A 20012-nucleotide genomic window follows, 5' to 3' on the forward strand; every position below is an offset into this window, starting at 1 on the left:
TGCTTTAAGCCCGATATGAAATTAATTTACACCTACCTTTTAGTATTATTTTGTTTTAGCGGTTTTGCACAAAACAAAACGCATACTTCATATATTGATTTAAATAATTTTACAGGGTATATCGCACTGCATAACAATGAGATTCTACATTTAATTCAAGAGCATCCTCAAGGTTTTATTTTGAGTTGGAATAAAAAAACTTATGGTTTTGAGGATTGGGAACAACGTTTTAACTATCCAGATTACGGGTTTTCGTTTGCATATCAAAATTTCAACAATGATGTTCTAGGAAATAATGTTTCTGTTTATGCGCATTATAACTTTTACTTTTTAAATCGAAATTTAATGCTGCGAATTGGGCAAGGGTTGGCCCATAATTCTAATCCATACGACAGGGAAACCAATTTTAAAAATGTGGCGTTTGGGTCCACGCTTATGAGTAGTACCTATGCAATGATAAATTACAAAAGAGAACGTATTTTTGATCGGTTTGGTTTACAAGCGGGGTTTTCTATGATACACTATTCTAATGCAAATTTTAAAGCTCCAAATAATGGCACAAATACTGTAGCATTTAACTTAGGAATGACCTATAATTTGGATGAAAAGCAACTGAAGTATCAAGAGACTTTAGATAAAGATGCTGATAAAAAGTTTACAGAACCTATTATGTATAACATAGTATTTAGAAGTGGATTGAATGAGAGCGATTTAATAGGTAGTGGCCAATTTCCTTTTTATGTTTTTTCTGGGTATGTGGACAAACGATTGAATAGAAAGAGTGCGTTGCAAGTAGGTACTGATGTGTTTTTCTCAAACTTTTTAAAGGAATTAATTCGATATAGAAGTGTGGCGTTTCCTGATGAAAACCTTTCGGGTGAGGAAGATTTTAAGCGTGTAGGGGTATTTGTTGGGCACGAGTTGTTTGTAAATAAAATCAGTTTATTATCACAATTGGGGTATTACGTATATTATCCGTTTGAGTTTGAAGGGAGAGTGTATCTCAGGGCAGGGTTAAAACGGTATTTTGGTAAAAAATGGTTTGGCGCTTTAACATTGAAATCACATGGATTTAGAGCAGAAGCAGTTGAGTTTGGTGTTGGTATAAGATTATAACAATGGAGCAAAGATTAACAATTATTGGATTAGGTGTAAGTGATTTGGAAACGGCTAATCAGTTTTATGAAAAGAAATTTGGTTGGGAGAAAACTAAATCAAGTAATGAAAGCATTACGTTTTTTAAGTTAAATGGTATCCTTTTATCACTTTATCCAAGAGAAAACTTAGCTGAAGACGCTCAAGTGTCACATGAAGGTAATGGTTTTAAAGCCTTTACGTTGGCTTACAATACAAGGTCAAAAGAAGAGGTTGATGTATTGTTTTTAGAATTAAAACAAAAAGGTGTTAAAATAGTTAAGCAGCCTGAAGAGGTGTTTTGGGGTGGCTACAGTGGATACATATCCGATATGGATGATAATTTATGGGAAATAGCATTTAATCCATTTTTACAAATGGACGATAAAGGTAATGCTTTGGAAGAATCGTAAGGAATGAAAAATATAAAATACATTATACTGTTATTTTTGGTTTTTACATGTGATAGTGAAAAGGCAAACGACTGTTTTCAGAAAACTGGAAATATTGTTAAGGAGGAAGTGGTCTTGAGTGTATTTGATAAAATTCTGGTGAACCGAGACATAACTCTAATTCTGAAAGATGGCCCTGAACAAAAAGTGGTTGTTGAAACCGGGAAGAATTTATTAAACGATGTTCAGGCTACCGTCGATAGTGGAAGACTGATTTTAACGGATAATAATACCTGTAATTATGTGCGTGATTATGGTGTTACAAAAGTATACGTTACTTCGCCAAATATCACTGAAATACGAAGTTCTACACAGTATGACGTAAGATCTGACGGGGTTTTAACCTATCCAACAATTAATATTCTTTCTGAAGATTTTAATGTTCCAGACACGTTTACAGTTGGTGATTTTATTCTTGAGATAGATAATAATAGCTTTGGTGCAGTATTTAATGGGTTATCTATTGCCTACATTTCTGGTGTCACCAATAGTTTGAATGTGAATTTGGCAGGTGGTGATTCACGATTTGAAGCCAGAGATCTAGTGGCCCAAAACGTAAATATTTTTCAACGTAGTTCAAATGATATCGTTGTAAATCCGCAACAAGCAATCAAAGGTCAAATTTTTAGTACTGGCAACGTTATTTCAGTAAATACGCCAGACACCGTTGAGGTGGAGGAATTATATAAAGGGCGCTTAATCTTTGAATAAGGCTATAGATTGTTTTGCAATTTCCAATTCTTCATTTGTAGGAATAATCAATACTTTAACTTTAGAGGTTTCGGCGCTAACATCAACTAATTTACTTGGTCTTATGTTGTTTTTTTCTTTGTCTAAAATAACACCCATATAATCTAGATCGTCGCAAACACGTTCTCTAGTTTTTATTGAATTTTCTCCAATACCAGCTGTAAACACGATAGCATCTAATCCGTTCATTATTGCAGCATAACTCCCTATGTATTTTTTGATACGGTAAGCATTCATAAAGAGCGCCAATTGTGAATTTCTATCGCCATTTTCGGCCTTAGCTTCAATTTCACGTAGGTCACTATGCCCAGTTAAACCTAGCATACCACTCTTCTTTTGAAGAATTGTGTTGATTTCGGACAAACTCAGTTTAAAACGTTCTGCCATATGAAAAATGATAGATGGGTCGATATCGCCTGAACGCGTTCCCATAATTAAGCCGTTAACAGGAGAAAACCCTAGGGTATGGTCAATACTTTGTCCATTCTTTACAGCTGTCATACTACATCCATTTCCAAGATGAATAGTAATAATTTTAGAATTTTGTTTTCCTAAATATTCTATTGCTTTTTCAGAAACATATTTATGACTGGTGCCGTGGAAACCGTATAAACGAATGCTATGCTCTTCTAAATACTCGTTTGGAATGGCATATTTATAAGCATGTTCTGGAATGGATTGATGGAATGCCGTGTCAAAAACAGCAACTTGTTTTGCATTGGGAAAAATAGCTTCGGCAACTTCAATCCCTTCTAAATTTGCAGGATTGTGTAAAGGTGCTAGGGAAGATAGAGCGTTTATTTTAGACTTAACAGTCTCAGTAATCTCTGTTGTATTACTAAAATGCTTACCACCATGTACTACGCGATGCCCAACAATATCAATATCATTTGCCGATTTAATGATACCAGTATCCTTATCTAATAATTGTTTAGATAAAAGCTCTAACCCAACTTTATGGTTAGGTATGGCCTCTACAACCTCAATAACACCTTCCTTAGTTTTAAATTTAAATTTGGCATCTTTAAAACCAATACGCTCAATTAATCCTGAGCATAAAATGATTTCTTCAGGCATTGAAAATAATTGAAATTTTAATGAAGAACTTCCTGAGTTTAATACTAGTACTTGCATATTACAAATCTTGTGCCTGAATAGCAGTTATAATTACTGTACTGTAAATATCGTCAGCGGTACAGCCTCTACTTAAATCGTTAACGGGTTTGTTTAGTCCTTGTAACATAGGGCCAATAGCTAAGGCTCCAGTTTCTCTTTGCACTGCTTTATAGGTGTTGTTTCCTGTATTTAAATCGGGAAATATTAAAACACTGGCTTGTCCGGCAACCTCAGAATTGGGTAGTTTACTTTTTCCTATGCGCATATCAACAGCCGCATCATATTGAATTGGACCTTCTATTTTTAGATTGGGTACCTTGGCTTTTACAATTTCTGTAGCCTTTCTAACGCGTTCAACATCTTCGCCTTTTCCTGAAGAACCTGAAGAATACGATAACATGGCTACCTTAGGCTCAATGCCAAAATCCTCTGCTGATTTCGCTGATGAAATTGCTATTTCTGCAAGTTGTTCGGCATTTGGATTTGGATTGATTGCACAGTCTCCAAACACAGAAACACGATCTTCTAAACACATAAAGAATACTGATGAAACAATTGATGTATCTGGTTTAGTTTTGATGAACTGTAATGCAGGGCGTAGCGTATGAGCAGTAGTGTGAACCGCCCCGGAAACCATACCATCAGCATGCCCTTTATAAATCATCATAGTTGCAAAATACGATACATCGGCCATGGCATCTCTTGCCATATCTATATTAATGTTCTTATGTTTTCTTAGTTCATAAAATGTATTAACGTAATCGTCAAAATACTCTGATTTTTGAGGGGAAATGATATTGATATCATCTAAATCTAAGGGTATATCAAGTTTTTCAACACGTTCTCTAATTTTGTCCTTTTCGCCAATTAAAGTTAAATCTACCACGTGTGCATCAATCAATCTTGCGGCAGCTCTCAATACCCTTTCGTCATAACCTTCGGGGAGTACTATATGCTTTTTCTGTTTTAATGCGCGTTGTAAAAGATTGTACTGAAACATTCTAGGCGTAAATATATCAGATTTGAAGGTGATTAAATCGTTAGCTAATTTATCAGTGTTAACAAATTTTTCAAATGTGGCAATTGAAGTTTCAATTTTTTCAATATTCTCAGCATAAATTCGAGATTTAATCTTCCCAATTTGGTTAGCCACATCAAAAGTGCCTCGTGCAACAGTTATAATTGGAACCACACTTGAAAGTCCTTCTATAAGCTTTAAAATTGTACTCTCTGGTGTTAATCCACCAGTTAACACAATCCCTGAAATCTTAGGGTAATTTTTGGAAATATTTGCCTGTAGAGCGCCTAATATTATGTCGGCTCTATCTCCAGCGGTAATTACCAAACAGTCTTCTTCAAGTCTACCCAAATAATTGCGTAATTGCATTGTGGCAACATTAAAATTGTCTACTTGGTTATTTATCATATCGTTGCCAAATAAAACAGTCCCGTTTAAGTTTCTAACTATTTCTTTTATTGTTGGGCTAGCTAAACTTTTAATCTTTGGAATAACTGTGATATTTGTGCCAGATGGGATGCGTTTTTCTAATAGCGATTTGAGTTTAGCAACGTCTTCAGTATTTACCTTATTCGTCATCACAGATAATACATCTACTTCATCTTTAAATGTGTCATGTGCAATTTGAACGTTATCAACAACCTCAATCAAATCAGTATCACTATCTCCTCTAGATACTATAATTACTGGTAATCCAAGATTTTTTGAAATAAGCATATTAATATCTAGTTCTACGCTAGAATTCTCATGAGAAAAATCAGTACCCTCAACTAATACAATATCGAATCTTTCCTCCAGATACTTGTATTTTTTTATAACGTGGTCTATTACATCTCCAGATTTTCCTTGATTATATAGGTCTAGAACTTCACTGCGTTTATAGGCATAAGATTTTTTATAGTTGATGTCTAGTTCAAAATAGGACATTACTGTATTAATGTGGTTGTCAGGCTCTCCATTTTTGGTATCTTCTATAATGGGCCTGAAATAACCAACTTTGGCAGTTTTACCTAAAAGCATACGCATTAAACCAAGAACTACTACGGATTTCCCACTATTTGGTTCTATAGTGGCTACGTAAATTCCTTTACTCATTTTTTAAGTTTTGAAGTCTTACAAAGATAACTTATCACAATTATTAATATTGGGGTTATCAATACATAATTTTGGGCAAAATTAATACGATATATCTGTTGTGAATATGATATTTGTCATGCATTCTCATTAATATCATAGATTTTATTAGGATGAATTGACTTAGAAAGTTTGCTTTGCACCATAAATAAAACGTAAACTCGATTATTTTATATAAATATTTAGAATAAAACGTTCATATAGTTTTGTTAAACTATAAGAATGCATTTACAAGAGATTTTTACAGTTTGGTAATTTGCAACCTCTTGCATGAGTATTATATTTGAATTTTGCGAATTTGGATATTAAAGTATGTCTGCTCATCTAAATCAGCAGACAAACCCTATGCAGTAATTCTTAGCGTCCCATCCAGCCTCCATCAACAACTACAATTGTACCGTTCATATATGCTGCCGCTTCCGAGGCAAGAAATACGGTTGGTCCAGCAAAATCTGAAGGTTTACCCCATCTACCAGCAGGGATTCTAGATAAAATAGATTCAGCACGTGCGGCATCTTTTCTTAAGGCTTCAGTATTATCTGTGGCAATGTAGCCAGGAGCAATAGCATTTACATTTACACCTTTTCCAGCCCATTCGTTAGAAAAAGCCATGGTTAATTGTCCTATAGCGCCTTTACTTGCTGCATATCCAGGAACAGTGATACCTCCTTGGAAAGTAAGTAATGAAGCGGTAAAAATAATTTTCCCAGAGCCTCTTTTTATCATTTCTTTCCCAATTTCCCTTGTAAGGATGAATTGTGCGTTTTGGTTTACCTCAATAACTTTATCCCACATTTCATCAGGATGTTCAGCAGCAGGTGTTCTTAAAATTGTACCAGCATTATTAACCAAAATATCTATTTGTGGATGATCTGCCTTTACGGATTCAATGAATTTGTACAAAGATTTTCTATCTGAAAAATCACATTGGTAAGCGCTAAAATTTTTGCCCACAGCCTGTACTTCTTTTTCAACATCACTTCCAGATAATTCTAGAGACGTAGAGACACCAATAATGTTTGCACCGGCTTCGGCTAAGCCAATTGCCATGGCTTTTCCTATTCCTCTTTTACAGCCAGTAACCAGTGCTGTTTTTCCTTCTAAACTAAATGTGTTTAAGATACTCATGTTTTAAGTTTTAATTAAGATTAATTTGGTTTGTAATGTACAATCTATCATCAATTTTATACCATTTATTTGTTCGCGGGCATTGATATGGACAAGTAACCTCAATGAGACTTTTCTGAATTTTATATTGTCTTATGGATTAATTCTATCAGTGTTTTCGATACGAAATACACTGTGATTTTCGCCCGACTCAAATTTATTGGTTTTTCCTGAAATAAAGTCCAGTAGTGTGATTTTTTTGCCTCACACCTAAATGTAAGGAAATGAAGTTGATTTTTTTCGATGTGTGTGCAAAGGGGCTTGTTGCGACACACTAAAACTTTAATTGGTTAACTCTCTAAAGAGCGATTCCAAACTCGTATTCTTTTGGTTCAATTGTAAAATCTTTAATTGGTTATCATGGGCAAAATCAAAAACGTAAGACCGCATATCTTTTGAAGTTTTAAAGGTGATTTCGTACACAAAATCATAAGTGTTTACCGCCTTTTCCACTTTTGGAAGTTTTAATAAAAACGCCTCTTCTACACGATAATCAAACTCTACAATAACGGTTTGTTCTTTTTCGTCCCTTAAGTCTTTAAGTTTTTTATCGGCTACAATTTCGCCTTTATTAATGATAATGACACGATCGCACATGGCTTCCACTTCTTGCATAATGTGTGTTGAAAGAAATACGGTTTTTGTTTTACCGATGGTTTTAATGAGGTTGCGAATATCAATTAATTGGTTAGGATCTAATCCCGTTGTAGGCTCATCTAAAATTAAAACCTCTGGGTCATGCAGTAAGGCGGTAGCTAAACCCACGCGTTGGCGATAGCCCTTGGAAAGCTGCCCTATTTTTTTGTGAATTTCAGGAGTAAGCCCAGTCATTTCAATGACTTCGGCAATTCTAGACTTCTCAACTTTATATATATTGGCGTTGAAGGCCAAATATTCCCGAATATACATATCAAGGTATAACGGATTGTGTTCTGGTAAATATCCTATACTTTTCTGAATGTTTTGAGTTGATTCTGCTCCATGTCCATTAACTTTCGTTTTTCCTGAAGATGGTTGAATATAGGTAGTTAAAATCTTCATCATCGTGGATTTACCCGCACCGTTTGGACCAAGAAACCCAACTATTTCAGGGCGATCAACGCTAAAAGAAATAGTATTCAAAGCTTTTTGGCTCCCGTAAAGTTTTGATATGTTGCTTACTTCAATAGACATATTTCGAAAATGTTTGTCAAAAATAGTGATTATGTAATGTAATTTGAATTTTACTGTAAAATCTTTAAATCTTTTACTGAAACAGGAAAAAAGGTTTTATTGTATTTTGATTTCTTAAAATATTATTTACTTTAGCCGACATAAAGATGAGAACAACAACGTATTATACATATTTTAACTTTTTTTATTTCTTTTTTAGCAGAGAAATCGAGACGTTGTGTGTATAATTAAGTAACAATATATTTAAATACAAGTCTCGATGAAAATCGAGACTTTTTTTATGATTAATACCGTAGCCATACAAGGAATTAGAGGGAGTTTTCACCATATTGTATCTCAGGAGTTTTTTAATAAGCCTGTGGATATTATTGAGTGCATGACCTTTGGTAGCGTGGTAGACGCCATTATTAATGGAGAGTGTGATGCCGCAATTATGGCTTTGGAAAATTCCATTGCGGGGTCTATTATACCAAATTACGCCTTAATTGACGATTACCAATTGCATATTGTTGGTGAACATTATTTGGATATTCAGCATAATTTGATGGCTTTACCCAACCAAAGTATTAATGATATTGAAGAGGTGTATTCGCACCCAATGGCCTTATTACAATGTAAGGAGTTTTTTAAGGAGCACCCGCACATAAAACTTGTTGAAGATAAGGATACAGCTGAGGTTGCGGAGCGAATTAAAAAAGGAGGTTTAAAAAGTATTGGCGCCATTGCAAGTACTTTGGCCGCAGATATTTTTGAATTGGATGTGCTCGCACGCAGCATACAAACTATTAAGCATAATGAAACTCGTTTTGCTGTGGTGAAACGCACAAATTCTGAGGTTCCAGAGAACGAGATAAACAAGGCATCCATTAAGTTTGAAGCAGATCATAAACGCGGTAGTTTGGCAACTATTTTGAATGTTATGAGCGATTGTAAATTAAATTTAACAAAGATTCAATCCTTACCCATCATTGAAACACCTTGGAAATATGCTTTTTTTGTGGATGTTACTTTTGATGTATATGCAGATTTTTTAAAGGCAAAGTCTGTTATTGAAATAATGGGGCAGAATTTTAAATTACTGGGTGAATACAAAAATGCTAAGTTATGATTGAGGTAGCAAAGCGATTACATACCGTTGAAGAGTATTACTTCTCGAAAAAACTACGAGAGGTGGGATTGCTAATTGCAAGTGGAAAACCAATTATTAATTTAGGCATTGGGAGTCCAGATTTGCAGCCACCTCAAAAAGTAATTGATGCTATTTCTGGAAGTCTTGCTGATCCTACTGCACATAAATACCAAGGATATCAAGGATTGCCAGAATTGAGAGAGACTATGGCAGCCTTTTACAAAGAACATTTTTCGGTAAACGTAAATGCTACAAATGAAATACTACCACTCATGGGCAGTAAGGAAGGTATTATGCACATTTCTATGGCATATTTAAATGAAGAAGATGAGGTGTTGATCCCAAATCCTGGATACCCAACGTATCAAGCTGTTACCAAATTGGTAGGTGCTAAGATTGTAACTTACGATTTGGATGCGAGTAATAATTGGATGCCAAATATTGAAGCCTTAGAACAAACAGATTTAAGAAACGTGAAGTTGATGTGGGTAAATTATCCGCATATGCCAACAGGTGCAACACCAACTGCAACTGTTTTTGAAGAATTGGTTGCTTTTGCAAAACGTAACAATATTTTAATTGTTAATGACAATCCGTATAGTTTTGTTTTAAACGATGACCCGAAGAGTATTTTAAGTGTTGAAGGTGCGAAAGATGTGTGTTTAGAATTAAACTCATTGAGTAAAACGTTTAATATGGCTGGATGGCGCGTAGGGATGGTTTTAGGCAATAGTGAGCACATCAGCAATATTTTAAAAGTGAAAAGCAACATGGACTCTGGAATGTTTTATGGCATTCAAAAGGGAGCTATTGAGGCTTTAAAATGTTCTAAAATGTGGTTTGTAACGCTTAATAGCGTTTATAAAAGACGCCGCGATTTGGTTTGGAAATTAGCCGAAGCATTGAACTGTACTTATGATAAGAACGCTACAGGTATGTTTGTTTGGGCAAAATTGCCACCGTATCTAAAATCTGAAGAATTTATTGACCTCGTATTAAAGAACAACCATATATTCATTACGCCAGGAACTATTTTTGGTAGTCAGGGTGAAGGATATATTCGGTTCTCGCTTTGTGCATCAACCGAGATTTTAGAAGAAGCTATAGCTAGAGTTAAATGAGTTTGTTTTGTTTATCGAGCAGTGAGCAGTAAGCAGTGAATAGTAGTTTGAATTTGAAGTATAGGAAAAAAATAAGTATTAAAACACCCGAGTAAAAGTTCTTCCCCTTTGGGGAGGCTAGGTGGGGCTTTAGATATGAAGAATATATATGCCATAGGAGTTGGTTTAATAGGAGGCAGTCTTGCTATCGATATCAAGAAGCATCGTCCAGATACGGTTATTCATGGTATTAGTAGAAAAGATGCCACCCTCAATAAAGCGCTGGAGTTGGGCTTAATTGATGAAAAGGCCACTTTAGATGATATTGAAAATGCCGATTTGGTAATTGTTTCTATTCCTGTGGATGCTACGGTAAAATTGTTGCCTACTATTTTAGATAAGATATCTGATACAGGTTTGGTAGTGGATGCAGGTTCAACGAAAGAAGATATCTGCAAAGTTGTTGAAAATCACCCAAAACGTAGAAATTTTTTAGCGATGCATCCCATTGCAGGCACTGAACATTCTGGACCAACAGCCGCAATTGAAGGTTTGTTTATTGGGAAAACTAATATTGTTTGTGAGGTTGAAAAAACAACGTTTAAGTTGCAGGAAAAGGCTCTGAAGTTGTTTACAGATATAGGCATGCGTATTCGTTATATGAATCCTGTGGAGCATGATAGGCACATTGCTTATGTATCGCATCTGTCACATATCAGCTCGTTTATGTTAGGGAAAACTGTAATTGAAAAGGAAAAAAACGAACGTGATATTTTTGATATGGCAGGTAGTGGTTTTGCTTCAACGGTACGTTTGGCAAAGAGTTCGCCAGAGATGTGGACGCCTATTTTTAAGCAGAACAAGACTAATGTTATTGAAACGTTAGACGAGTATATAAGTAACCTTACACATTTTAAGGAGTTGATGAAGGATGATAATTTTGAAGCAATTTATGAGGAGATGAGAAGCACCAATCACATTAAAGATATTTTAAATGGGATAATATAAGCTCCAGCTAGCCTCACCAAAGGTGAGGAATGCTCCCTCTTAAGTGGGTAAAAAGGTTTGGCAAGAGTTCCCCTCCTTGGAGGGGTTAGGGGTGGGTTTAGAGTAAGAGTGGCGCGTTAGGGATTGCAGTGGAAAGCCCACAGCCCGATCCCGATAGTTATCGGGGGAGGTGCGAGGACTTGTAACGGAAAGCCCGACCCACTTGCACTGAGCTTGTCCAAGTGTTGTGGGTAACGCCCAGAAAAATAATAGAATTTAACAATATAAATTAAATAGTAAATGACATAGCCATAACGGCTAAATATTAAGTAAAAATGGAAAACAAAAAAGAAATGAGAGCTTGGTTGGATGATTTGGGATTGGATCATCCGTTGGTAATTGCACAGTGCAGTGCGGAGACAGAAGAGCAAGTTTTAAGAATTGCACATGAGTTAAAGGATACCGACGTGAATTATTTTAGAGCGGGAATTTGGAAACCAAGAACTCGCCCAGGGAATTTTGAGGGTGTAGGTGCTTTGGGTTTAAAGTGGTTGCAGAAAGTAAAGGCAGAAACCGGAATGAAGGTATGTACTGAGGTGGCAAACGCTACCCATGTGAAACTTGCCTTGGAGCATGATATAGATATGCTTTGGATTGGGGCACGTTCCACGGTATCGCCATTTATTATGCAAGAGATTGCTGACGCTTTACAGGTTACCGATAAGCCTGTGTTGATTAAGAATCCTGTGAATCCAGATTTATCGTTATGGTTAGGTGGTATTGAGCGTATTTACAGCAGTGGCGTAAAAAATATTGGTGCGATACATAGAGGGTTTTCTACGTACCAAAAAACTAAGTATAGAAATATTCCGGAGTGGCAATTGGCTATTGAGTTTCAGAATAGATTTCCAGATATTCCTTTAATTAACGATCCGTCGCATATTACTGGAAAGCGTGATATGGTTTTTGATGTATCTCAAACAGCATTGGATTTAAATTTTGATGGGTTGATGATTGAAACGCATTACGACCCAGATAATGCTTGGAGCGATGCGGCGCAACAAGTAACACCAGCTACATTGGTTCAGATTATGAAAGATTTAAAAATTAGAAAAGAGTCTAACGAGGAGGAGGAGTATAATAGCGCCTTGAACAATTTGAGAGCTCAGATTGACGTTGTGGATAATCAAATTATTGAATTGTTGGGGCAACGTATGAAAACTTCAGATAGCATTGGAAAGTTAAAAAAACAAAAGAATGTTGCCGTTTTACAATCTAAGCGTTGGAATGAAATTTTAGGAAAAATGGTTCTAGAAGGAGAACAACACGGATTGAGTGAAGAGTTTATATTGAGGATGTTTAAGGCGGTTCACCAAGAATCGATTAATCACCAAGAGAAGGTAATTAACGGATAGACACTGTCTAATAATAAGAAAAGCCTCTAGCTGGAGGCTTTTCTATTTTATAGATTATTTATTTCTTTTAAAAACATACCTTGTAATAAAAATGCCTTGTCCGTCTCCCTTTCCACTATCACTCTCAACAGCACTGGTAACAAAGGCTAGTTCCCAGCCATCTTCTGTCATAGCGTTTATTTTTGACCCAATAAGTGCATCGTTTGAAGCTATATTCTGAAAACGGATACCTCCCAAATTGAAAAAGTTCAAGAGTTTGGTCTCTTCAAAATCCTTTATCCTAATTTCAGATCTCTTAGATTTGTTTCTGGTATTGTCTTCTTCGGTTTGCTCCGAGGTAAAATCTTCATAATCTCTCTCGGCCGTAGCAGATATTAATCGAGATCTTCCCAATCCGCTAGACACGATAGATTCTACACTGGTAATCACTTTATACTCTACTTGAGCATTGGTTTCAATAAAACTAAATATTGCGATAATCGTTACTAATACTAATTTTTTCATGGTTGTAAATTTTGAATTTTAAGGTTTATCTAAAGTCATTAAAGTATATTTTTAAATGGCTTTATTATAATATAGAAATTATGGAAAGTTAAGGGTTGCATGATTGTAAAACAAATTTGTTATTTGAATGGATATCAACAAAAAAAGCTTCCAATTTTGGAAGCTTTTTTTGTTTAATAATATGGACTTGTACTATTGTATAGAAAAATCAAAAACAGACTGATTCTCTCTTCCCTGAGGTACCTGCCCTTGGTAAACAAAGCAATATTCACCTGGTTCTAGAGCATCTGGAGTTACTTTAAATTTATTACCTTCTATTTCTTCAATGGTAAAGTTTAAAGCATATTTAGGATCAATACCGCTACTACTGGTTATCCAGCTACTTTTACCTGTAATAACTTCTCGTAAATTTTTTCTTTCTTTAACAGTTAATTTTACTAAAACAAATTCGTTAGGCGAACTAGCCATTCTAAACCACCAGTTAAATAAGCCTGCTTGCCCTCCTTGAAGATTTTGCATGTTATCAACCTCTGTTACGTTAGGATCGAAAACAAAAGTGAATTCTGGCGATTTATTTTTTATAACATTATTTGAGTGGATTCCAGGAAGTTGCGCTCTTTTCTTAGCATTTATAAGTCCAGAAACAAGTTTTTGTGCTGCCGCATTAGAATTGGTTCCAGAAAATACTGAAGGTTGAATTAATTTTTCTTTGTCATCTACAGTGGTGTAATAAATTCCTGTTTTTGATTTTGTATTATGCTTAGATTTTTCCATTATTAGAGAAATAATCTCTGAGGAAATACCTGCATTTTTCAATTTTGAAAGTTCGCTAATTGATGCTTCAAACTTTACATTTGACGAATTAATTTTGTCAATAATCATGGCGTCGTCAAATCCAAGATCTTTCATTTGTATGACAGATTCATTAGTAATGGTTTCTTGAGCTGTTGCAGTAAAACAGCAAACTAAAGATAGTGTTAGGATTAAAAACAGTTTTTTCATGTTGTTAATTTTTAAAAGTAAATTATTGTCTTTGCTAATATATACTTACGAATGTAATTAAAATAAATTATTTTCAGTTATTTTTGATAAGAATATGACAGGACGTGTTTATAAATCTACAGGGAGTTGGTATACGGTAAAAACTCAATTAGGAGAGTTTTACCAGTGCAGAATAAAAGGTAAATTTCGTATAATAGGCATCAAAAGTACAAACCCAATTGCAGTTGGAGACGTGGTAGATTTTGAGTTAGAAACTTCTAACGACGAGGTGTCTGGTGTAATACACAATATTCATGATAGGCAGAATTTTATAGTTAGAAAATCTGTAAATCTCTCAAAGCAAACGCATATTATTTCCGCGAATATAGACCAGGTGTTTTTAATGATTACCATTGATAACCCTCCAACATTTACCAGTTTTATTGATCGGTTTTTGGTTACTGCAGAAGCGTATTCCATCAAAACTATTTTGTTGTTTAACAAAATTGATACTTACAATGAGGAAACCTTGCTTGAAGTAAAATATTTAGCGCACGTCTATCGAAGAATTGGTTATGAATGTATCGGTATTTCGGCCAAAACAGGAAAGAACGTCGACAAAGTAAAATCCTTGATGAAAGATAAGGTGAGTATGTTTTCGGGGCATTCAGGCGTGGGCAAATCTACTTTGGTAAATGCCATTGAGCCTTCATTAAATTTGAAGACCAAGGAAATATCCAACCAGCACATGCAAGGGCAGCATACTACCACTTTTGCAGAAATGTTTGACACCAGTTTTGGGGCAAGAATAATCGATACACCTGGGATTAAAGGCTTTGGGGTGGTTGATATGGATAAAGAGGAGGTTGGTGATTATTTTCCTGAAATTTTCGCACTAAAACAAGACTGCAAATTCAATAACTGTTTGCACCTTCAGGAGCCGAAATGTGCTGTTAAAAAAGCATTAGACAATGATGAAATAGCTTATTCCAGATATCGCAGCTACGTACAAATTTTGGAGGGCGAGGACGAAAATTATAGAACCGATAATTGGGATTAGGAATGAAAGTTGTCATCCAAAGAGTATCACAAGCAAGTGTAACCATCGAAAACACAAAAGTAGCCTCTATGGGTACTGGTTTATTGGTGCTTCTGGGTATTGTAATTGAAGACACCTTACAAGATATTGAATGGCTGTGTAACAAAATTGTGAATCTGCGAATTTTTGGAGATGAAAATGGCGTGATGAATACATCCGTTCGGGATATTCATGGCGATATTATTGTTGTAAGTCAGTTTACCTTGCATGCATCTACTAAAAAAGGTAATAGACCAAGCTATACGCAAGCAGCTAAACCAGATATTGCTATCCCGCTTTACGATCTATTTATAAAGACGTTAGAGGGTAGCTTTGGTAAATCTGTTCAGACAGGAGAATTTGGGGCTAATATGCAAGTAGCACTAGTAAACGATGGTCCTGTAACCATTATTATCGATTCAAAGAATAAAACATAGGGTTTGTCTAAAATTCAGTATTTCATTGTTCTCTTTGTACGATTTTTATTTAATTTGTGAAAGACCTAATTAAAGTAACATGATATTTCTCATAAAATTATAAGTCTATTTCCTATAATTTTATATCCCAAAAAATTTAAATTTTCTCAATGAGTTTAAAGAATTTTTTCCTTCATATTGCATGGTTTGTCTCTTTTATAGGCAGTTCTCAAGACCAGTATTATAACAGTTTAACTATGCCAGAAGCATTAACTGAGAATGCTAATGCCGTAGTGCGTTTAAGTGAAGTTTCTGTAGAAATAAAAACCATAGACTATATGGTAGAACGAGAGCGCAGAATTGTTACTGTTTTAAACAGTAAGGGTCAAAACGCTGTTGGAGCGAGGGTGTATTATGATGATGATGTGAAGGTAAAATCCGTTCAAGCTATTGTGTATGATGCCTTTGGAAATGAAATTAAGAAGATTAGAAAAAATGATTTTAAAGATGTGAGCGCTGTAGACGGCGGTACATTATATTCAGATTCAAGGATATTACATCTAGATTATACACCTATTTCTTACCCGTATACTGTTGAGTTTACATCGGAGACCACAACAAGTAATACTGCTTTTATTCCATCTTTTATTCCGGTGTGGAGTTATTTTGTAAGTGTTGAAAATAGTAGATACAAAATAAATTATCCAGACGATATCACCTTGAGAAAGAGCGAAAAGCATCTTGAGGATGTTGATTATAAAATAACCAATAATGAAAATTGGAAGCAGGTTTATACAATAAAGAATATTAAACCCTTTAAACCAGAAGATCATAGTCCATCTTTTAGGAGTTTTATACCAAAAGTAATGTTTGCTACTAATGAATTCAATTATGAAGGAGTAAAAGGGAAGGCTGAGAATTGGGAGGATTTTGGTAAATGGGTTTATATTAATATGATTAAAGGTGCAGATGATTTGCCTGAACAAACAAAGTCGGATATAAAAAAGTTGATTAAAGACGAAATAACTGATATTGACAAAGCAAAAAAAATTTATCAATATGTCCAAGAAAAAGTGCGTTACATAAGTGTACAGGTAGGTATAGGAGGTTGGAGACCTTATGGTTCTAAATATGTGGATGATTTAAGTTATGGAGACTGTAAGGCGCTTACGAATTATACCATGACCCTCTTAAAAGTGGCTGGAATAAAATCTTATTTCACTTTGCTTTTCGCTGGAGATTCGCAAAGAGATATAGAAAAGGACTTTGCTTTAATGCAGGCTAATCATGCAATATTGTTAATTCCCAATGAGAATGAAGATGTATGGTTGGAATGTACAAGTCAAGATATGCCTTTTGGCTTTATTGGTGATTTCACAGACGATAGAGATGTTTTAGTTATAACACCTGGAGGCGGTAAAATAAAACATACTAAAAAGTATACAACTGAGGAAAATACACAGGTGTTAAAGGGACGTTATTCACTTTCTAAGGATGGACATATAACGGGAGAACTAGAAATGTGTTCAAAAGGGATACAATACGACGATAAGTACAGGATTGGAAATTATGAAGATAGAGATAAAGACATGGCTTATAAAAAGCGATGGGGCTACGTGAACAGTATCAGCTTTGAGGATATTAAAACCATAAATGATAAAGACAGTATTCAGTTTAAAGAAATTATAAAATTTAAAGCAAATAATTATTCCAAAAAAGCAGGAACTCGCATCTTGTTTGCAATTAATGCACTTAATAGAAGCAGATATATTCCAGACCGTTACAGAAATAGAACCTTACCCGTAAAAATAAAACGAGGCTTTATTGATACAGATGAGATTAGAGTAAAATTACCTAACGGTTACAAGGTGGAATCTTTACCTAAAAATACATCCATAGAAAATAAATTTGGTAGTTATAATACTGAAATTGTTGTTGAAAGTGATGCTGTTTTGTTGTATAAGAGAGAGTTTATTGTAAAAGACGGATCATATCCCAAAGAAGATTACAGAGCCTTCAGAGCCTTTTATAAAGAAGTTTCAAAATTAGATAATGCTAAAGTGGCATTAGTAAAAATGAGTAACCATGAGAATTAATAGTTTTATTGTATTTGTTTTAGCAGGTTTTATATTATCGGCACAGAATTACGATTTTGGTAAAGTATCAAAAGCTGAGTTAGAGGAAAAATTTTATCCAACAGATTCCTCGGCCAGTGCTGTTTATTTATATAAGAATAGAAGCACATATTTTACTTATAATCAAAATGAGGGTTTTGCGTTAGTTACGAAAATACACGAGAGAATAAAGATTTACAATAAAGAGGGGTTTGCCTATGCAAATAAAAGTATACCGCTTTATAAAAACTCCAGCGATCGTGAGGTTGTAACAGGGCTAAAGGGCTACACTTATAACTTGGTTGAAAACAAAGTTGAAGAGACTAAACTTAAGAAAGACGGCGTTTTTAAAACAGAAATGTCTAAGTTTTATAATCAAACCAAGTTTACTTTACCGAGTATCAAAGAAGGTAGTGTTATAGAATATAAATATGAGATAAAATCTCCGTTTTATACCAATGTTGATGTTTTTGAATTTCAACATGCTATTCCTATTAAAAAATTAGAGGCTAAATTTTCAGCACCAGAATATTTTGTCTTTCAGGCGTCAAGCAAAGGTTTTATCAACGTAATTCCAAAAGAAGAAAAGGAAAACGACAAAATAATATTCAATAATAAAACCAGAAACAGCGGACAATATAGAACAACAACAACATATTCAACAGATGAAGTGTCATTCTACAATAACATATTTACTTTTGATTTATCTGATGTTCCAGCCTTAAAAGAAGAGCCACATGTAAACAATATAAGAAATTATCGTTCTGCAATAAAGTATGAGCTATCTTATACAAGTTTTCCAAATTCACCTATAAAACATTATGCCACAACATGGGAAGATGTTGTAAAAACAATATACGATAGCCCAAGTTTTGGAGACGAATTGGATAAATCTGGTTATTTTGAATCTGATATTGATGCATTACTTTCAGGAGTATCAGATCCCATGGAAAAGGTTACACGCATTTTTAATTATGTGAAATCTAATGTGAAATGGAACGGGTATTACAGTAAGTACTCGAATAGTGGATTGAGAAAAGCTTATAAGGAACACAATGGAAACGTGGCCGATATCAATTTAATGCTCACTGCCATGTTGCGTTACGTAGGATTGGATGCCAACCCAGTACTTGTAAGTACAAGAAAAAACGGTATCCCATTGTTTACAACACGTGAGGGATATGATTATGTAGTATGTGGAATAGAGGTGCCAAATGATATTATACTTTTAGACGCAACAAGTAAATATAGCGCTCCTAATGTATTGCCTTTTAGGGCTTTAAATTGGCAAGGTAGAATTATAAGAAAATCGGGGACTTCTGCTTTAATTGATTTGTATCCAAAACAGATTTCTAAAAATACCACATCTTTATTTATAAAACTAGATGAAGCAGGATCAGTTCAAGGTAAAATGAGATCTACTAAAACAGGGCATAAAGCAAGAAGTTATCGAAATAAATATAATGGCACTGACGAAGACCAGTTTATTTCAGACTTAGAAAATAAATTTGATGGTATGGAGATTGAAGAATTTGAAGTGACAAATAGCAAAGACTTAGGAAAACCTGTTGTGGAGAATTGCCAATTCAGTATTGAAAGTCAAGCCGATGTCATTGATAACAAAATATATTTCTCGCCGATGTTCTTCTTTAAAATGAATGAAAATCCGTTCAAGTTGGAAAAACGTGAATTCCCTATAGATTTTGGATATCCTTCTGACGATATTTATAGATTTAACATTGCCCTGCCAGAAGGCTATACAGTGGTGTCTGCTCCTAAGTCTAAAAGACTAAAATTACCTGATAACCTAGGCTCTTTTGTATATCAAGTTAAGGTAAATGGTAGCATGATACAACTTGTTATTGATTCAAAAATTAATGTGCCCATTGTTTCGCCTATCCATTATGATGCTTTAAAATCTTATTTTAGCGGTTTAATAGAAGCTGAAAACGAACAGATAGTACTAACAAAAGTATAATGGACATAAAAAACGCCCAAAAAATAGTTGACGATTGGATCAATGAACATGGAGTGCGCTACTTTAATGAGCTTACCAATATGGCACAATTAACTGAAGAGGTAGGGGAGGTAGCAAGAATTATTGCGCGTCGCTATGGAGAACAAAGTGAAAAAGAAACAGATAAAGATAAGGACCTAGGCGAAGAATTGGCCGACGTACTTTTTGTAGTCCTTTGTCTCGCTAACCAAACCGGAGTTGATTTGCAAAAAGCATTTGACAAACGGATGGATAAAAAAGCAAAACGAGACCACGATAGGCATCACAATAACCAGAAATTGAAATAATTTATAAGTATATTTGACGCTTCTAATTTTAGAAGCGTTT

The 20012-nt window shown here is 34.8% G+C and carries 18 protein-coding genes; 12 read left to right on the plus strand and 6 right to left on the minus strand.

The features are described 5' to 3' along the window. Window positions 1–15: 15 nt before the first annotated feature. The 3 genes from AC1B0Z_RS13620 to AC1B0Z_RS13630 are packed head-to-tail and all read left to right on the plus strand — an operon-like array spanning window position 16 to window position 2297. Complete coding sequence (locus tag AC1B0Z_RS13620) at window positions 16–1116, plus strand: acyloxyacyl hydrolase (protein WP_483792592.1); 1101 nt, start codon at window positions 16–18, stop codon at window positions 1114–1116. Between the two features lie 2 nt (window positions 1117–1118). Further along, window positions 1119–1547 (plus strand): VOC family protein, encoded by a 429-nt coding sequence (locus AC1B0Z_RS13625; RefSeq protein WP_483792594.1) that lies wholly within the window; start codon window positions 1119–1121, stop codon window positions 1545–1547. 3 nt (window positions 1548–1550) lie between these two features. Then, the gene (locus tag AC1B0Z_RS13630) at window positions 1551–2297 is read left to right on the plus strand and encodes a head GIN domain-containing protein (protein WP_483792595.1); all 747 of its coding nucleotides are present in this window, start codon (window positions 1551–1553) and stop codon (window positions 2295–2297) included. Here the strand turns inward: AC1B0Z_RS13630 and AC1B0Z_RS13635 are convergent. From AC1B0Z_RS13635 to gldA, 4 genes are all read right to left on the minus strand, one after another. Further along, window positions 2283–3470 carry an acetate/propionate family kinase gene (locus AC1B0Z_RS13635; RefSeq protein WP_483792597.1) on the minus strand — a complete coding sequence of 396 codons (1188 nt, stop codon included), beginning with the start codon at window positions 3468–3470 and terminating at the stop codon, window positions 2283–2285. The genes AC1B0Z_RS13630 and AC1B0Z_RS13635 overlap by 15 nt on opposite strands. Before the next feature lies 1 nt (window position 3471). Next, window positions 3472–5565, minus strand: a complete 2094-nt coding sequence (pta, locus tag AC1B0Z_RS13640) for a phosphate acetyltransferase (protein WP_483792599.1) — start codon at window positions 5563–5565, stop codon at window positions 3472–3474. 396 nt (window positions 5566–5961) lie between these two features. After that, the gene (locus AC1B0Z_RS13645) at window positions 5962–6726 is read right to left on the minus strand and encodes an SDR family NAD(P)-dependent oxidoreductase (protein WP_483795311.1); all 765 of its coding nucleotides are present in this window, start codon (window positions 6724–6726) and stop codon (window positions 5962–5964) included. 327 nt (window positions 6727–7053) lie between these two features. After that, window positions 7054–7944: a gliding motility-associated ABC transporter ATP-binding subunit GldA gene (gene gldA, locus AC1B0Z_RS13650; protein ID WP_483792601.1), complete on the minus strand. Its 891-nt coding sequence runs from the start codon at window positions 7942–7944 to the stop codon at window positions 7054–7056. A gap of 280 nt (window positions 7945–8224) precedes the next feature. Between gldA and AC1B0Z_RS13655 the strand changes: the two genes are divergently transcribed. From AC1B0Z_RS13655 to AC1B0Z_RS13670, 4 genes are all read left to right on the plus strand, one after another. After that, entirely contained in the window at window positions 8225–9052 is an 828-nt protein-coding gene (locus AC1B0Z_RS13655) for a prephenate dehydratase (protein WP_483795313.1), read from the plus strand. Next, entirely contained in the window at window positions 9049–10194 is a 1146-nt protein-coding gene (locus AC1B0Z_RS13660) for a pyridoxal phosphate-dependent aminotransferase (protein WP_483792602.1), read from the plus strand. Before AC1B0Z_RS13655 ends, AC1B0Z_RS13660 begins: the two co-directional genes overlap by 4 nt. Before the next feature lie 135 nt (window positions 10195–10329). Further along, a complete protein-coding gene (locus AC1B0Z_RS13665; RefSeq protein WP_483792604.1) occupies window positions 10330–11181 on the plus strand; it encodes a prephenate dehydrogenase in 852 nt (283 codons plus the stop codon). Window positions 11182–11495: 314 nt separating this feature from the next. Continuing rightward, window positions 11496–12575 carry a chorismate mutase gene (locus AC1B0Z_RS13670; protein ID WP_483792605.1) on the plus strand — a complete coding sequence of 360 codons (1080 nt, stop codon included), beginning with the start codon at window positions 11496–11498 and terminating at the stop codon, window positions 12573–12575. Window positions 12576–12629: 54 nt separating this feature from the next. Here the strand turns inward: AC1B0Z_RS13670 and AC1B0Z_RS13675 are convergent, their stop codons facing one another. Both AC1B0Z_RS13675 and AC1B0Z_RS13680 read right to left on the minus strand, forming a co-directional pair. Beyond that, the gene (locus AC1B0Z_RS13675; protein ID WP_483792607.1) at window positions 12630–13079 is read right to left on the minus strand and encodes a hypothetical protein; all 450 of its coding nucleotides are present in this window, start codon (window positions 13077–13079) and stop codon (window positions 12630–12632) included. A 192-nt stretch (window positions 13080–13271) separates the two neighbouring features. Beyond that, on the minus strand, window positions 13272–14081 hold the full coding sequence (locus AC1B0Z_RS13680) for a hypothetical protein (RefSeq protein ID WP_483792609.1): 810 nt from the start codon (window positions 14079–14081) through the stop codon (window positions 13272–13274). Window positions 14082–14175: 94 nt separating this feature from the next. Between AC1B0Z_RS13680 and rsgA the strand changes: the two genes are divergently transcribed. The 5 genes from rsgA (at window position 14176) to AC1B0Z_RS13705 (ending at window position 19972) form a co-directional block, all read left to right on the plus strand. Continuing rightward, window positions 14176–15120, plus strand: coding sequence for a ribosome small subunit-dependent GTPase A (rsgA, locus tag AC1B0Z_RS13685; protein WP_483792610.1), 945 nt, complete (start codon window positions 14176–14178; stop codon window positions 15118–15120). A 2-nt stretch (window positions 15121–15122) separates the two neighbouring features. Beyond that, entirely contained in the window at window positions 15123–15575 is a 453-nt protein-coding gene (gene dtd, locus AC1B0Z_RS13690) for a D-aminoacyl-tRNA deacylase (RefSeq protein WP_483792612.1), read from the plus strand. A gap of 149 nt (window positions 15576–15724) precedes the next feature. Next, window positions 15725–17650: a DUF3857 domain-containing protein gene (locus AC1B0Z_RS13695; RefSeq protein WP_483792614.1), complete on the plus strand. Its 1926-nt coding sequence runs from the start codon at window positions 15725–15727 to the stop codon at window positions 17648–17650. Beyond that, a complete protein-coding gene (locus AC1B0Z_RS13700) occupies window positions 17640–19646 on the plus strand; it encodes a transglutaminase family protein (RefSeq protein ID WP_483792615.1) in 2007 nt (668 codons plus the stop codon). Before AC1B0Z_RS13695 ends, AC1B0Z_RS13700 begins: the two co-directional genes overlap by 11 nt. After that, on the plus strand, window positions 19646–19972 hold the full coding sequence (locus AC1B0Z_RS13705) for a nucleotide pyrophosphohydrolase (protein ID WP_483792616.1): 327 nt from the start codon (window positions 19646–19648) through the stop codon (window positions 19970–19972). Before AC1B0Z_RS13700 ends, AC1B0Z_RS13705 begins: the two co-directional genes overlap by 1 nt. The last annotated feature ends 40 nt before the right edge of the window (window positions 19973–20012 follow it).

This window comes from Hyunsoonleella sp. J2K-J805 (assembly GCF_057167125.1).